Annotated in this window: 17 protein-coding genes and 1 pseudogene; 2 read left to right on the top strand and 16 right to left on the bottom strand. The window is 30.6% G+C overall.

Annotated elements, in window-relative coordinates:
• Positions 1–52: 52 nt before the first annotated feature.
• The 4 genes from CLOCEL_RS02245 to CLOCEL_RS02230 all read right to left on the bottom strand — a co-directional run bounded on the left by CLOCEL_RS02245 (position 53) and on the right by CLOCEL_RS02230 (position 2542).
• Positions 53–811: a tRNA threonylcarbamoyladenosine dehydratase gene (locus CLOCEL_RS02245; protein WP_010075028.1), complete on the bottom strand. Its 759-nt coding sequence runs from the start codon at positions 809–811 to the stop codon at positions 53–55.
• Positions 812–974: 163 nt separating this feature from the next.
• The gene (yfcE, locus tag CLOCEL_RS02240; RefSeq protein ID WP_010075029.1) at positions 975–1511 is read right to left on the bottom strand and encodes a phosphodiesterase; all 537 of its coding nucleotides are present in this window, start codon (positions 1509–1511) and stop codon (positions 975–977) included.
• A 45-nt stretch (positions 1512–1556) separates the two neighbouring features.
• Positions 1557–2048 (bottom strand): Cys-tRNA(Pro) deacylase, encoded by a 492-nt coding sequence (gene ybaK / locus CLOCEL_RS02235; protein ID WP_010075030.1) that lies wholly within the window; start codon positions 2046–2048, stop codon positions 1557–1559.
• Positions 2049–2128: 80 nt separating this feature from the next.
• Entirely contained in the window at positions 2129–2542 is a 414-nt protein-coding gene (locus CLOCEL_RS02230; RefSeq protein WP_010075031.1) for a YhfM domain-containing protein, read from the bottom strand.
• Between the two features lie 397 nt (positions 2543–2939).
• Here CLOCEL_RS02230 and CLOCEL_RS23835 point away from each other — a divergent pair.
• A pseudogene (locus CLOCEL_RS23835) lies at positions 2940–3060 on the top strand (IS982 family transposase); the annotation flags it as partial.
• A gap of 115 nt (positions 3061–3175) precedes the next feature.
• Here CLOCEL_RS23835 and CLOCEL_RS02225 read toward each other — a convergent pair.
• The 12 genes from CLOCEL_RS02225 to CLOCEL_RS02170 form a co-directional block, all read right to left on the bottom strand.
• Entirely contained in the window at positions 3176–4219 is a 1044-nt protein-coding gene (locus tag CLOCEL_RS02225; protein WP_010075033.1) for an asparaginase, read from the bottom strand.
• On the bottom strand, positions 4207–5277 hold the full coding sequence (locus tag CLOCEL_RS02220; protein ID WP_010075034.1) for an asparaginase: 1071 nt from the start codon (positions 5275–5277) through the stop codon (positions 4207–4209). Before CLOCEL_RS02220 ends, CLOCEL_RS02225 begins: the two co-directional genes overlap by 13 nt.
• 250 nt (positions 5278–5527) lie before the next feature.
• Complete coding sequence (locus CLOCEL_RS02215; protein ID WP_010075035.1) at positions 5528–5974, bottom strand: GAF domain-containing protein; 447 nt, start codon at positions 5972–5974, stop codon at positions 5528–5530.
• Between the two features lie 273 nt (positions 5975–6247).
• The gene (locus CLOCEL_RS02210; protein WP_010075036.1) at positions 6248–7264 is read right to left on the bottom strand and encodes an ATP-binding cassette domain-containing protein; all 1017 of its coding nucleotides are present in this window, start codon (positions 7262–7264) and stop codon (positions 6248–6250) included.
• Complete coding sequence (locus CLOCEL_RS02205; protein WP_010075037.1) at positions 7257–7958, bottom strand: GTP-binding protein; 702 nt, start codon at positions 7956–7958, stop codon at positions 7257–7259. The genes CLOCEL_RS02210 and CLOCEL_RS02205 overlap by 8 nt, the downstream gene beginning before the upstream one ends.
• The gene (locus tag CLOCEL_RS02200; protein ID WP_010075038.1) at positions 7955–9181 is read right to left on the bottom strand and encodes an ABC transporter substrate-binding protein; all 1227 of its coding nucleotides are present in this window, start codon (positions 9179–9181) and stop codon (positions 7955–7957) included. The genes CLOCEL_RS02205 and CLOCEL_RS02200 overlap by 4 nt, the downstream gene beginning before the upstream one ends.
• Before the next feature lie 379 nt (positions 9182–9560).
• The gene (locus tag CLOCEL_RS02195; RefSeq protein WP_010075039.1) at positions 9561–10295 is read right to left on the bottom strand and encodes a sensor histidine kinase; all 735 of its coding nucleotides are present in this window, start codon (positions 10293–10295) and stop codon (positions 9561–9563) included.
• A 187-nt stretch (positions 10296–10482) separates the two neighbouring features.
• Positions 10483–11280, bottom strand: coding sequence for an ABC transporter permease (locus CLOCEL_RS02190; protein WP_010075040.1), 798 nt, complete (start codon positions 11278–11280; stop codon positions 10483–10485).
• Positions 11273–12196, bottom strand: a complete 924-nt coding sequence (locus CLOCEL_RS02185; RefSeq protein WP_010075041.1) for an ABC transporter ATP-binding protein — start codon at positions 12194–12196, stop codon at positions 11273–11275. Before CLOCEL_RS02185 ends, CLOCEL_RS02190 begins: the two co-directional genes overlap by 8 nt.
• Before the next feature lie 166 nt (positions 12197–12362).
• On the bottom strand, positions 12363–13043 hold the full coding sequence (locus tag CLOCEL_RS02180) for a response regulator transcription factor (RefSeq protein WP_010075042.1): 681 nt from the start codon (positions 13041–13043) through the stop codon (positions 12363–12365).
• 431 nt (positions 13044–13474) lie between these two features.
• On the bottom strand, positions 13475–14488 hold the full coding sequence (locus CLOCEL_RS02175) for an AI-2E family transporter (protein WP_010075043.1): 1014 nt from the start codon (positions 14486–14488) through the stop codon (positions 13475–13477).
• A 136-nt stretch (positions 14489–14624) separates the two neighbouring features.
• Complete coding sequence (locus tag CLOCEL_RS02170) at positions 14625–15503, bottom strand: chorismate mutase (protein WP_010075044.1); 879 nt, start codon at positions 15501–15503, stop codon at positions 14625–14627.
• Positions 15504–15709: 206 nt separating this feature from the next.
• Here CLOCEL_RS02170 and CLOCEL_RS02165 point away from each other — a divergent pair, with 206 nt between their 5' ends.
• Positions 15710–16387: a manganese catalase family protein gene (locus tag CLOCEL_RS02165; protein WP_010075045.1), complete on the top strand. Its 678-nt coding sequence runs from the start codon at positions 15710–15712 to the stop codon at positions 16385–16387.
• Positions 16388–16553: the final 166 nt, after the last annotated feature.

Raw genomic sequence — 16553 nt, 5'->3', positions numbered from 1 at the left:
GGGATGAAGTAATATTATAAAAAAACCACCATTGAAAGGATTTTAAAATTTTTTATCGAACACCTGTAATATCTTTTATAACTTCCCCAGCGATAATTAATCCTGCAACAGATGGAACAAAGGATGTGCTTCCAGGTATATCTCTTCTATCCGTACATTTCCTTTCTGCTCCTGGCGGACAAATACAATTTGCTCTACAACTTATAGCCATATCTTCTATAGGTCTTTTAGGTTTTTCTGTAGAATATACTACCTTTAGTCGTTTTACTCTTCTTTTCTTTAGTTCATGTCGCATTACTTTCGCTAAAGGACACATAGTGGTTTTATATATATCTGCAACCTCTAATTTCGTAGGGTCTAGTTTATTCCCTGTACCCATGCAACTAATAATCGGAATACCAAGTTCTTGAGATTTCATAACCAGTTCTATTTTTGCTGTAACTGTATCAATAGCATCTACAATATAACTATATGACTTAAAATCAAATTCATCTGAATTTTGTGGCAAAAAGAAACTATTGTGTATTGTTACCTTAGCCTTAGGATTAATAGATAAAATCCTCTCCTTCATAACTTCTGCTTTGTATTTTCCAACAGTTTGCCTAGTAGCTATAATCTGTCGGTTTAAATTTGTTAAACAAACCTTATCATCGTCTATTAATTCAAATTCTCCAACTCCACCTCGTACTAAAGCTTCTACTACAAACCCTCCAACACCGCCAATTCCAAATACAGCTACCTTGGAGTTTTCTAATTTTTCCATTGCCTCTTTTCCAAATAAAAGTTCTGTTCTTGAAAACTGATTTAACATAATAAGCTCCTTTCTGATGAATGAACAATTTTTTTAGTTACATAAAAAAGGAACCTGTATAAAAAATGTTTTTTCAGATTCCTTTAGATATTTTTCATCATATAATTCCCATACGCTTTATATGTTTTTGATTATAGCATAATTATATACCTTGTCAATCACTTTAGTATTGATTATAAATTCTACCCTCAAAATCTTTCCAAATGAATTCATTATTTTCTATAATCATGTACCCATTACTACTATTCTCCTTAGGTATAGATACAGATCCTGGATTCATATAAATATATTCCTCCTTATCAACACACTTAGGCACATGAGTATGCCCATGTAACAAAATATCGCCTTTATGTAATGGTGGAAGATTTTCCTCATTAAAATTATGTCCGTGGGTAGCAAATATCATTTGCTCCTCTATATAAAGAATACAGTAGTCCGCCATAATCGGGAATTTTAATACCATCTGATCAACCTCAGTATCACAATTTCCCCTAACACATAAAATAGATTCCTTCATATCATTTAACATTTCAATTACTTGCTTTGGATTATAATCTTTCGGCAGATCATTTCTTGGTCCATGATAAAGAATGTCTCCTAATAGCAAAAGTTTATCCGCTTGTTCTCTCTCATATGCCTCTATCATCATTTTGCAATAGTATGCTGATCCATGAATATCAGACGCTATCATTATTTTCATAACCTACCTCCATAATAACTTTATTATCCCGTATGCTAACTAAAGTTACTGATGTTCAACTATTATATCGCCATAAACAGCATTTGCAGCCCTACACAAATCATTAGGAGTAAGTTGTAATTGTACACCAACTTTTCCTGCACTCACATATATTTTACCTAAAGCTTCTGCCGTATCACTTATAATAGTTTTATACTGTTTTTTCATACCAATAGAAGTGCATCCTCCACGGACATATCCCGTTACACTATTCAAATCCTTTATATTTATCATTGCAATAGATTTTTCTCCCACAGCCTTTGCCGCTTTCTTCATATCCAGTTCTTTATCAATTGGAATCACAAATACAAAGTATTCCTTACTACTCCCTACGGTAACTAACGTTTTATAAACTTGTTCATATGGAAGATTCAACTTTTCTGCAGTATCCAAGCCATCTACGAATTCGTCACATTCATAGGATTGATGATTGTACTCAATTTTTAATTTATCCAAAATGCGCATGGCATTAGTTTTAATTTCCTTTTGTTTTGCCATATTTTATCTCATCCTTCAATCAATAGATTTTATCAGTATATTTTGTAACTACCAAATGTTCTATATAAAACCACAATAATTTAACTTAAGAGTTTTCTTAAAGTTGGGTTTGACTTCTTATCTATATACCAAATTGTATTTTCATCCATCAAGATTCCTTGAATATTATCCTCCTCACCTAACCATAGACTATAACTTTCCTTTGATTTGTTTTTAAAATAAATATCTACAGAGTAATCAGGTGTTCGTATCTCAAACTTTCCATTAAATTTTTCTTTATCATCTAGTGCTTTTATAAATTTATCAATTTCATCCTTCTCTAAAAAAGTCCATTTTTTATTATCTGATAGCTTAACTACCTCAATATAATCAACTTTTTTACCTTTGCTTATGGAATTATTACAACCCATAAGTAGGGAAATTGTAAATAAAATCATTAGTAATGTAACTTTTTCTATACCCTTTTTATCTCTAAAAACATTTAACTTTTCCATCATTAACTCCTTGCAAACTTTAATTCTCTTATATTTTGTAGACCCATATCAAATCTTAAGACACTATTTTCTAATAATTTTATTATAATGGATAATAATTCAAGCTTCAAACCTTAACTTAACATTACCACTAAACTCCTCAACATTTTTTGTAACTTCTAATCACTTTATATATAATAGACTTTCACTGTTCAGTTGTTGCTCATGTTAGGCACACTAAAGAAAAAATTCCCTTAACCTATTGGTTAAGGGAATAACTTAATCCTTTGTGCTAGTTAAATAGCTGGCAATACTTACAAATAAAAAAACTTTAGCATATTTGCAACCTATCATTAAAAAACTCCACTAATCTAATGATAGGAGGATAACCTATATGCTAAAGTTTACTATTGCTGAAATTCGTAAAGAGTTAACGAAATTTCTTAACTATCAATATGATCGAATGAAAATTGCAGATAGTATGCCAATTCCTGTGTAAGTTTGGTAGATCGCCTTTCCATAAAACTTTTAACAATAAACCATAACAATAGCAAAACTAAACTTTTAAAACCTTTTAGGCAGTTGATACTCAATGCTCATGGTAGAGTAGAAACTACTTTTTTCTAGGCTCTCCGAACAATTAAAATTAAAATTCTATACACTTGTGTCAGCTACTTTATCACCCAACTTATATTTATTAAGTAACTGAAAACTAGGTAGTATATCCCCTATTACTTCGTCTAAATTATTCTTTAATTCAACTCTGCTCCAATGTTGCAGATTATTTAATTCATTCTTGTCTAATATATTAAGTTCTTTTAATATCTGCATAACTACTGGATATACGGCTCTTTCATTTCCATCAATAATTTTCACACAAATTCCTATACCCTTATCTTTTATACCAACACAGTATACTGCCTCACTTCCAACCTTTCCAATTAACTTTCCATTTGTAAACCTCATTAATTCCGTACAAAATTCTTCATCACCAGCTACCATTTCTGGATATTCTATCATTGATTCTATAATTGTTTTACACGCTTTATGATACTTGCTATTTTCATCATTTGCAAAATTCATAATTCTAGCATAGGATAAGGCAATGTTGTATATTGGAATTATGTATATTGGTGCTCCACATCCGTCGATACCAACCGTAATGTTTTCCTCATTATAGTCTGTGAAATATGAAATCGTGTTTAATATTTCATGTTGAGCTGGATGGTCTATCCTATTATAATCATCTATTGAATAATTTTTGTACTTTGCTAATGTAAGCATACCAACATGTTTTGCAGAACAACTACAATGCAGCACTGAAGGCTTTTCTTTGCTACTCTGCAACCTATTAGCTTCTTCCTTATTATAAGGAATCATAATCCCACACTTTAACACATTAGCTTCTTCACCAATTTTTTTTAACATTTCAGTAACCGTATCTTGATGCATAATCTGTCCGCTATGTGATGAACACATAATTGATATTTCTTTCTTTGTAAAACCAAAATGCTGAGAGGCACCAGACTCTATAACTGGGACTGCCTGTATGGGTTTTGCTGAAGATCTAAAATATATCTTTGTATTGCTATCCCCAATTTCTTTTATTATTTTTCCAGAACTATCTACTACACAAATGTAGCCATAATGTATACTTTCTACATAGCCACTTCTCGTAAGCACAGCTAATTGTTCCATAAATTATCTCCCTTAAATTCTAATAACTGTCCAATAGTTATGTTTTTATTGGATTGATTTTTATTAATGTTAAATACTGGCAAAGTGTAGCCAATCACATCACTCACATGATTTTTCAATGGTGTAAATGCCCAATTATATAATTGTTTAGACTCAGTTTTTGTAAATATCCCTAATTGTTTTAGGACTTCAATTATTACGGGATAACATGCCCTCTCGTTGCCATCAACTATTTTTACTACTATTCCAATTTTCTTTTCTGGTACTGCCACACAATATAGACCTTCATCCCCTACTTTTGCAATCATTCTTTTATCAGAGTGACCCATCAATTCTGTATAAAATTCTTCATACCCATCTATCATCTCAGGATAAGCCACCATAGAATTACGTATCTTTGTAAGTGCATCTTTATATTCTTCCTTAGTATTTCCTCCATCCGCTAACAATGCGTATAGATATGATATTTGTTGTATCGTTATCATAAAACTTGGAACAGTACATCCGTCTATACCTAGAATAATATCTTCCTCTGAGCAACCTAGTAACTTTGATATATTATATAAAATCAACTTTTGTAGGGGATGACATTTATCATTATAACTGTCTATAGGTAGCCCTAATGCCTTGCAAGCTGCAAGCATTCCTGAGTGCTTCCCTGAACAACAATTATATAATTTAGATGGTCTTTCATTTTTTCTAATAAGCCTTTCATTCATTTCTTTGTTATACGGAGCACTTATTCCACACTTTAGGTCTTCCTCACTTACTCCTATCTTATTTAATATTGAGCTGATAGTTTCTCGATGATAATCTTCCCCAGTATGAGATGAACATATTATTGCTAACTCTTTTTCACTAATATCAAACTGCTCCATTGCACCTGATTTTATAAATGTAGTTGCTATAAATGGCTTAGCAGCTGACCTTAAAAAAACCTTATCTTTACAATCCCCGATATTATAAAGAACATTATTATTTGAGTCTGTTATACATATATATCCGGCATGTATGCTTTCAATCCTATTACTCCTAGTCAATGCTACTAATGGTTCCAAAGTGCTCCCCCTATCTTTCTAAATATCTTATAATATTATCCACTAAATCATATATTTTTATGTGTAATAAAACTATTTCCTATAATAAGAATCCTCATTTATGTATAAATAAAACACTGCCTCAAACTAATACCTATTATTTGTTTTTTGTTAAATAAATAGCCAGTAATATAAAATTTCACACCCCAAAATCCATAATAAAAATCCCCTCAAACCTATGTCTGAGAGGATAAATTAATAAATATATTTATTAATCAAAAGCTTTTTCAACTATTTTTACTATGTCTTCTAAAATTTCTTGATCTTCAACTGAAAAACGTCCAAATAAAGGACTATCTATATCTAATACTCCTACAACGGTTCCCTTACTGCTGTGAATAGGAATAACAATTTCTGAATTAGAAGCACTGTCACAAGCAATATGTCCTGGAAAATCGTGAACATTTTCTATACGTTTTGTAGAATCTTCTACAGCAGCAGTTCCACATACACCTTTTCCTAAAGCTATATGAGTACATGCAACTTTACCTTGAAAAGGTCCTAAAACCAATTCTCCATCTCTAATAAGATAAAATCCAGCCCAATTAATATCTTGAAGCTCACTCCATAACAATGCAGATGCATTAGAAAGATTAGTTATAAGCCAATCTTCTTTTGTAATCAATGCTTCCATTTGCTTAACCAATAATTTATCCATACTTTTACCTCATTTCATAGATTGATTTTTCTCTTTTGTATGTATACCTCTTAAATATAACATAATTGTGATATTAATTTCTATTGTCATAAACATTATGATAACTGATAATGAGCTGTAAATATAGCCTTATTATCGGGTTTTGGCACCTTAAATTTAATCGTATATCGTAATAAGGTAATTAATCATTAGTTGAAAAAATTACTGATAGCCAAAAATGTTATCAATTAGCCATCAGTAATTTTTATCGTTATTAATAATTCTTATCACTTTTTAAACTTTTTCTTTTTCTAATATATCACCATTTCTAAGGTTTGTTCTCATTTTACTAATAATAGTATCCATTCTTTCTAATTCTTCTAATATGCTTTTCTCTTCTCTATCTGTTTCTATGACTTTATAAATACCACCATTCTTAATTACAATCCTTTTATCTGCCATAAGAGCCAGGCTCGGATCATGAGTTGCCATCAAAACAATTTTTTCCTTGCTTACAAGAAGATTTAAAGCTCTTTTTCTATCAATTCCTGCATTTTCTATTTCATCAATAAGTACTATGGGTGAAGTACTCAAAATTGCAGTATCTGCTATCATTAAAGCTCTGGATTGGCCACCACTTAAGCCAGTTATAGGTGTATCTAAATTAAACTTCTCACCAGCCAATTCATTTGCTGCTTCTAATATTTTATTAGTAACCTCCTCTTCATTATCAATCATTCGGCTTCTTGCATGTAATTCTATAAATTCTTTTACGGATAAGTCCATAATAAAATTCATATTCTGTGATAATTGAGCTACTAATTTATTGCTTGTAGAAAATCTAAGGCTTTTATCTGGAAATTCTCCATTAATTAATATTACTCTTTCCGTTGGAGTATCTTTGTTAGCTGCCCATTCTATATCTGCTAACAATCTACTTTTTCCAGCTCCTGTTGGTCCCACTATAGATATTATTTCGCTTTTATTAATAGTTAACTTATCAAAATTCTCTTTATTTCCATACTTATCTTTACCGGCAATTATAGTTATAGAATCTACTCTATCTTTTTCTACTCCTAAGAATTCCAGCATTTGATTAATAAAAATTTCTAAATCAATTTTCATCTTCTCTATATCTATTGCCCATTCTTCAATTTCTTCTTGGGTAAAGTGCTTTAAATATTCTTGAAAAGTATATTCTTTATAACCCTTTACGTCTAATTTGTTATTTTCAAAGAAAGACAGTATAAAAGGATATTGTTTCTCAAGGTCCTTAATTTTTTCTTTTTCTAATTCTTCTATCTTAAGCATTGCCATCACCTATTTTTATCTTTCTTACATTACCCATTTGATATTCGTCTCCAATCCTTGTCTCCCCTAAACAATAGGAGCATAATGAAGAAGGCATTGGGAATTTTAATTCTTTACCCTTTACAGTTTCAATATCTAAACCTTCGTCATACACAAGAGTGCTAAGTTCAAAAGCTCCTTGTCCTGTTAATCCATTAACAAAAATAATTATTGCTTGAGGATTTACAGAGTTAACTCTTGAAGCAAAAACTTCTCTTTCTGCTTGGGATACTATATCGCCTTTTGTTATAACTATTATGTCAGCAGTTTTTATCATAGGGCCTATTTTTTTAGGAGTATTTATTCCACTAAGGTTATCGATGACGCAGATTGCTTTTATCCCTTTAATATATGGAGAGCATCTATTGCATAAACCTGCACTTTCAGTTATAAGTAAATCAAGATTCTCCTTGACTCCCCATTGAACTACTTCTTCAATATTGCTAACAAAATAATGGTCTGGACACAAGGAACCTGATAAACCTTTTTTTACTGGAACTCCCGCCTTCCCATATAAAACATCATCATCTGTATAAAGACAGTCAAATTTAACTACGCCTACCTTTAAGCCTCTTTTTTTAATGGCTTCGATAGTTTTTAATATTACAGAGGTCTTTCCTGAGGATGGAGGACCTGATATATTTACTAAATTCATACTGTTTTATCTCCTTCTACAAAACTATTGAATATATCTAAAGATTTTTTAATTTCCACACTTATATCTTTTTCTTTTATATAATCCCAACCTAGCCACATATATTTATTTTCCTTAGAAATCATATTATCTACTTCTGGATTTACACTTGGGAATCTTCCATTGTGGGATAATATTTCACCTATTTCCTTTGAAGCGAAAAAGTCTACTATTGGCTTCAATTCTGCCTTTTTACTTTTTTTGCTCAGCATAAATATCGGACTTACAATTGCTCCCTCTTTAGGCCATACTGGAACCATAGGTCCATCTTCCTTCACCATCTTCGTAAAGAAATATGGCATAATTGTTATTGTTGGCTTATCAAATTTCTTTATATGTGACTTTACCATCTCTGAAGGATGCATACTTTTTTTAAGGCTCTTTCCTAATCTTCTTACACCATCTTCTCCGTAATTCTTGTAAATATTCAGTAAGATAGAATTAAACAAATCGAAATCTGCTATAGGTAAGCTTACACTATTTTCAAACTCTTCTTGCAATATATCTTCCCAGCTTGTTGGAATCTTTCTTCCACTTAATTCTTCAACATTGACTAAAAACACCGCTGCTACTACACCTACAATTGAATATTGTCTATTAGGATCTTTTAGCTTTATATAGTCATTTTCAAAATCTTCATTATAATGTTCAAAATCTGTTAAATCTTCGAACATGTCTTCTGCTTTATATTTTCCAAATAATTTTTTATCAAAGAATAACTCAAAACCTGCTGATATAAATAAGTCTGGTAGTTGTTCCTTTGACTGTTCCATCAAAGCATCCTTTAACCAACTAATTCCCATTGAAGCAGCTTTTAATTCGTATTCTAGCTTATAATCGAAATTTTGATTATTAACCCATCCTTCAAAAGCCTCTGTTAATGGAGCCTTAACTGGGCAAGGTAATACTCCAGCAATTTTTATTGTATTATTTTTTTCTGATAATTCCTCTGATCCAGGATTGTTATTTTCAATTTTTTCTATAAGCTCTGCCATAAAAGTTTCTACATTTATTTTTTTCAGCTTTAAAGCAGCTTCTAAGGAAATAGACTTTCCAAATACTTTTCTCATATTTTCATCTTTTAAATTGCTAAAACCTAAAGCTATCAATAACTCTGTAGCCTCACTATAGTTTTCTGTAATATTAAACAATGTATCTTCTATATCAAAATATTTATTCGTCATACTATATCCACTCCCATTACTTTTTAATAACCGTTATAAATCTAAAATATCTTTCACAACCTTATTTCCATTACTTTATTAATAATTAATATACATGTGATGTAGTAATACTATTGGAACTACATCAAAAGCCTACAAGTACATATTGAAAAATCAAGATATCTTATGAAGCTTATTTATTAAACATAGTATAAGCTTATCATTAAAACTCTATAAATTCTGTATCAGTTGTTACTATAATCTAAATATTAATTTTCGTCTAAGATTTTAGGTGATAAAAGTTATTGCAAAACTTCACCCTTCTCCAGTTAATGTAGTAATATGATATTTTTAAAACCCCTAATTAGTAGCTAATAATATTACTAATTAGGGGTTATGACTATAAAAATTCTTTTTCATACTTGGGTAATTCGACTACGATTTTAAAAATTCCATCTACCAGTGTTGCTTCTGTCCGTCCACCCATCTGATTAGCCAGAAGTTTTACTATTGCCAAACCTAAACCACCAGTTTTCTCTCTTGCTTTATCTGCTACATAAAACCGATCAAAAATTCTCTTTACATCCATTTCAGAAGTGTTACTAACAAAGTTACTAAAAGATATTATTGCATTGTTATCAGTAAAAACTCTTACTTCTATATCATTATTTGAATGTTGGATACTGTTTCGTATCAAGTTTCTAATAATTCTTAAGGTCATCTCTTTATCAACCAAGGCAAATACCGGTAAAACATCACAAAATTTTACAGATAGGTTTCTTTCTTCAAAGGTTGAGATAGCTTCAGCCAAACATTCTGCTACTAAATTTGTGAGATTTATTTTTTCTTTTTGTAATTCTGGTTCTAAATTCACAAGATAACTATATTCAAAAAAGTGTTCGATTAATCTTCCTAACTCATCAGCATGCTTTTGAGCAATTATCAGCTTCTCCATTTGTTCTTCTGATAACCCACCTTTTTTCATAAGCTGTTGGTATCCCTTAATAGCAGTAAGTGGAGTTCTTAAATCATGAGATATATTTGCAATCATCTCTCTAAAATGCTTTTCCTCACCAATAATATTAAGACGGAGGTTTTCCTCCGCCTTAAGGCATTTATTAATATTAATAGCCAAAATGTTAAGCTCCTTATTAATCAACGCTAAACTGATAGGTTGATGCGTATTTTCTTTTATTCGTTTGGTCAACTGCTTATTAATACTGCGTAATTGCAGTTGTACAAATATAACATATGAACTCAGTGATATAACCAATATACCCAAAATACAAACTGCAATTATCAACCTCTTCACCACCTCTTAATTATTTGATTTCTGATTTTCTAAATGTAAAATAACTAATAAAAAACATTGTGCTTATAAATAATAAACTAATGGAAATTGTCTTAAAGATTTCCCCAGTACCTGTATTTAAAACCACCATACTATGCTTTCCTCCATAAGGAGTGCAAGAGAAAATATTATAAATCACCAAAGAAAAATTTTTTACTCCTACCAACTGAGCAAAAAGAATTGTTGCTCCATAATAAATTGCAACTACAAAAACTGGTTTTTTAAGAGCAAGGGCAAGAGGTATACAAAGACTCATTTGAGCTAAATACACAAGTAGCAAAGTTAACATCACAACTAATAACTTCCACATTTCTACTGCAGAAAGGACTTTCCCCGTCTCCACTGTAAGTAAATTTAGGAAACCTATAGAAACAGATCCCATACTAAACTTGTAACCTGTACCAAAAGCAATAACTGTTGCAACAATATATGGAATCAAAATAACTACTATTGAACACAAAAATGTTATAATCTTTACAACTATCACAGTTCCCCTACTATTACCATTTGCAATAGATTCATGAATTATTTTGTTATCAAAATCGCCACAAATAAAAACACCTGCCATAACAGCACCAAGAATACTCATAACATTTATATCTGAGAACATAAATCCAATTCCAGCCATACTAGTGCTAATACTACCTTGCTGTATTAAATATGCCATCATGACCATAGCCACTGCACTTATAGTTGTTATTGCAAATATAACTTTTATTGTCATAGATTTCCGTATTTTAAACAAATCTGCTAAAATTAAATTATACATCCTTGCTACCCCCAACAATAGAAATAAAATAATCCTCAAGAGTATCTCCTTCATTTGAAAGATTAGTAATTATAATACCATTTTCAAAAAGAGTTCTACCCACAAGTTCCTTTTTATCCAAATAATCGTATAGCTTAATGGACTTATCAGGCATAACCTTATAGTTTTGGGTATTCAATTTCATTTCCAAAACACTGGCTAACTTTTCTGGTTGCACACAACTTATAAGAAGATGATGCTTACAATTCTCTTCTAATTGTTCAAGGGTTAATGTCTGCTTAATTTCCCCTTTATGAATTATAATATAATCTGTCGCTGTTTGATATAACTCTGGCAAGTTATGACTTGAGATTAAAATAGTCATTTGCCTTTCTTCACATAATTTCTTTAGTAATTTTCTTATCTCTACTACCCCTAATGGATCAAGCCCGTTTATCGGTTCATCGAGGATAAGCAATTCAGGATTACCAATTAAAGCAATAGCAATTCCCAAACGTTGCTTCATTCCAAGTGAAAAATCTTTTGCTTTCTTTTTACCAGTATCTAAAAGTCCTACCAATTCTAACAGTTCATCCTCTACTTGCTTATCTGGTATACCTTTCATAATTCTGTGGAGTCTCATATTTTCCATTGCAGTCATATTAGGCGAAAGACTAGGATATTCAATCATGCTTCCAATCCTTTTTCTCTCGAGCTGTAATTCTTTTTCACCACCATGGCCAAAAAGCTCTAGACTTCCACTTGTAGGAAAAGTGAGACCTGTAATAACCCTCATAAGTGTGGATTTCCCAGCACCATTTTGTCCAATTAATCCATATATCTTACCAGCTTCTAAAGATACTGATACATCCTTTAGCGCATTACTGCCTTTATAAATTTTACTTAGGTTATGTGTTTTTAAAATATACTTTTTCATTTTTATTCACACGTCCTTTCTATCTACAAGTCTAATGCCTAAAGGTTTAGAAAAGGTTAAGAATTTTAATTAAACTGTAAGGAAATAGATAATCTATCTGTATCAATAAATTTATTACCTTAATCAAAAGTTTACTTAATTATACTTATATAATTGGAGCGTCCATCTATTCTTTGTATAAACGATATCCCAATCCCCATACGGTTTCAATATATTTCTCATGTTCATTTGCTTTCTGCAATTTACTTCGTAGGTTACTAACATGAGTTTTTACAGCATTATCATCGCCAAGGTATTCCTCTTTCCAAATAGATTCATATAAATTCGCCTTTGTAAAAACCTTACCTTGGTATTTTATAAGCATCTCTAATATCATATATTCTTTTGCAGTAAGTTCAATTTCAACTCCATTTACAGAAACATGTTTTGAATTATCATCAAGAACTATATCTTTATATTTAATAACTTTATTTATATGTACTTGCTTATGGCACCGCCTAAGAGTAGCTTCTATCCGTGCTAATACCTCACCTAAATCAAAAGGTTTAGTTATATAATCATCTGCACCTAGCTTTAAAATGTCTATCTTTGTACCAACCATATCCTTTGCAGAAATAACGATAACAGGCGTATCAGAAAAGTTCCTCATTTCTTTAAGTATTTCATCTCCGCTTTTATATGGAAGCATAATATCAAGCAATATCAAATCATAGTTGGAATTTTTGATTTCATTAATACCTTCTATCCCCGTATAAGCTGACTTCACCTGATACCCTGCGTCAAACAAAACTTCTGAAATCATTCTATTTACGTCCTTGTTATCTTCTATAAGCAGAATAGTATTCATAAAATATTTCTCCTATCTGTATTTAATCTCAGCATTGAAATCCTTATCTTCATATAGCAAACTTTTTCTTTTATAATTATACCATGATTTTTTATCCTCAAAGTACCTTCAATAAACCATATCCTACCACCATCAATAGCAACAAACTATTAGCTTAATGATTATGAGAAGTTGAATCAGAAACTATTGAAGTATAAACTTTCTATGTAAAGTAGTCACTATAACTATTAATTAAACAATCAATATATTTCTATCAGTAAGCACTCATCGGTATTAATATTCCATTATAAAATAGCAAAACCTCTGATTATCATTTAACTGTTAATCAGAGGTTTATATATTTTACAGATATGACTGTTTCAAAATCTATGGCAAGCTTTTATCACAGTCCTTATATTTTAAATTTGACCTATAAAAGAAACTTATACTTACTAGCCCTCAACCTTTATATCAAAAATATCAAGGAAGAATATGAATAAAGGAATTCCTAAAAGCAGTCCCCATACACCCATTAAATGCTCGCCTACTAGTAATATTACAAAGACCATAAATACAGGTAACTTAGTCTTCATAGACATTAATTTAGGATTTAAGACATAACTCTCAAGGGCATGAAGTACAGCTATCATAATGATAACTTCAATTATTTTCACCATTCCACCGATATTAAAAGCAATAATAGAAAGTGGTACTAAAGATACAATAACTCCCGCAACTGGAATAAGTCCAAGTATAAATATCATGGTACCAATTCCTAATGCTTGAGGAAATCCCATTATAGCTAAAGCAATAACTGACAATACTGAATTTATAAATGCAATAACTATTTGCAATTGTATAACTTTTCCGAATGAGTTTAGGAATATTCCTCCACAATATTTACAGTATTCGTATGCAAATGCAAGCTTACTACCTTCGAGTCTTTGTCCAAAAGCAATTATCTCTTCTTTCTCTAATATGAAAAAGAAACTTAAAAGAAATGCTATTACAACATTCATACTAAATGTACCTATTTGTGTTGCTAACTCAATAATTTTATCTTCACTTTGCTTAAGATAATCTTGTATTTGAATTTCTTTTATAATATTAAATATTGTATCTCCAACTTTATCATGTACTTGTTCTAAATTGAAAGTCGATAATAAATTAATTATATCGATCAATTGTTGTGTTACTTGCGGTATATATCTAATACTCATTATCACTATAATGGCTAGGATAATAACATACACACTTATTGTTACCATCTTACTACTGAGTTTTATCCAACTGTTCACTTTGGTGTATACAAATTTGTGTATCTGAGAAAATATAAAGGTAAATATAAAGGTCAATAATAATAAATTTATCATACTCTTTAACATATATATGATAGCAATAATAACTCCAATAATCGCCATCTTTTTTATTATAGAGCTCTTAGTGATATTTTCAAAAATATTCATTCTGCTCCCTCTCATGAAAAAAATAAATTTATTCTATCATTATATCAGATTATGTTAATATTCAGTATACATATTATAATATTCTATTTATTATTATGAAACAATTCGACTTGCCGCCGAAATAAATTGCTAAAATTTATTTTTTGTTTTTTTCAAATTCACTCATTTCATAAGCTATGAAGCTTCGTATAATAAATTCATAAATCCTAACAACTAAGTCAGGATCAATTTCTTCTGCTGACGCAATCGTTCTTACTTTTTGCAGCACATCTTTTATTCTATCCTCTGCTACTACATCACTAGATGTCTTTTTATATTTTGACGCTTCTTTAACATTGGCATTTCTCTTTGATAACAATCTAACAATTTTCCTGTCGATTTCATCGATATTTTTCCTTATTTGTCCCATTTTCACCTTTATAATTTCTGAGTCATCTAAACAAATCTTGTCATTAATACTTAAAAAATTCCTTATAATAATCAAGTCATCGTTATTATTTATAAAATCTGGATAAAATCTCACACCATATACTGGATAGTTCCTATGTTTTATTGCTTCTATTTGAGCACTCTCTTCCGAAAATGCTATTGATATAACTTGATCTACTAACTTATCTTTATTTATATAAATTGATTGACCCCCCATTGCATTAAATGATAAAGGAAAATCTTTAAATAATTCTTCATTAGTATCACAAGTAATTAAAGCATCATTATTGTTATTAAGTTCAACTATTTCGCATCCAAAGTACTCTGCAATTATTGCATATCCACCAGCAACCCCTAATATAGGTATAACACTTTTATATTTCTCAAGGATTTCTTTAAAACTTCCAGTTTCCAAATCCTTTTTATATTTTAAAGAAATAATTATAGAATCTGGTTGTAATTTTGAAATTTTCTCAATAGAAACTTCTTTATCCTGAATAATTTTAACTTCTGTTTTTGCGACTTTCTTAATACACTCTACAAAACTATTTGTACGTTCATCATTATTAGTTATAATTAGTATCATATAGCATTCCACCCTTTTAAGAACTTTTATTAATCCTTCCTAAATGGTATCATATTACCCTAAAATATACAAAAATTCTTCAACTACTGGTCTAACATAGAATAAGGAATTCTCTAATCCTTATGTTAAATTTTCATATATCCTCTAGTATAAATTCTAATTGAAAGTAAAGAATAAAATTGAATTTATTTAAGGAGGTGCATAGAATGTTTAAACATGAAAAACAGCTATTAAATCAATTGGAAGTAAAGGTTGAGAGGCCTAATCCTCAATATGCCGTGCTAATGCAAGAGCAATTAGGTGGAGGAAATGGTGAATTAAAAGCAGCGATGCAATATTTATCTCAAAGCTTCAGAATAAAAGATCAAACTATAAAAGACCTCTTTCTTGATATTGGTACTGAAGAACTTAGTCATATGGAAATTGTTGCTGAAACTATAAATTTACTAAATGGACATAATGTTGATAATACATCTGTAGGAAGCGGTGAAATAGAAACTCACGTTCTTACTGGCCTTTCCCCAGTTCTCATTAATTCTTCTGGTGAGCCATGGACAGCTAACTATGTAACAGTTACAGGTGATTTAGTCGCAGACCTACTTTCAAATATAGCATCAGAACAAAGAGCGAAGGTAGTTTATGAATATCTTTATAGGCAAATTAATGATAAACATGTAAAAAATACAATTGACTTTTTATTAAACCGTGAAGAAGCTCATAATGCTTTGTTCAGAGAGGCTTTAAACAAAATCAAGGACACTGGCTCAAATATGGATTTTGGAGTTACAGAGGATTCAAGACTCTACTTTGATTTATCAACACCTGGTAGATATTTTGAAAACCCTAACCCTACAGCACCTGAATTTGCTAATCCAAGAAGATAATATATAAAACTCTGACACTAGCAGTTAAAATACTCCTAGTGCCAGAGTTCCGTAAGAAATTATCATTCCACCTGAGAAATCATGCTTGTTATTAAGGTTTATGTTTGGTGAAGCTAATTATTTTAAACTACTTAGGTGTGCTCTTCCCAAAATAAAATAGGCACAC

Origin of the sequence: Clostridium cellulovorans 743B, assembly GCF_000145275.1 — a bacterium.
In the GTDB taxonomy this organism is placed as follows: Bacteria; Bacillota; Clostridia; order Clostridiales; family Clostridiaceae; genus Clostridium_K; species Clostridium_K cellulovorans.
Note: the sequence above shows the minus strand (reverse complement) of the source record. Positions and strands in the feature narration are given on the sequence as shown.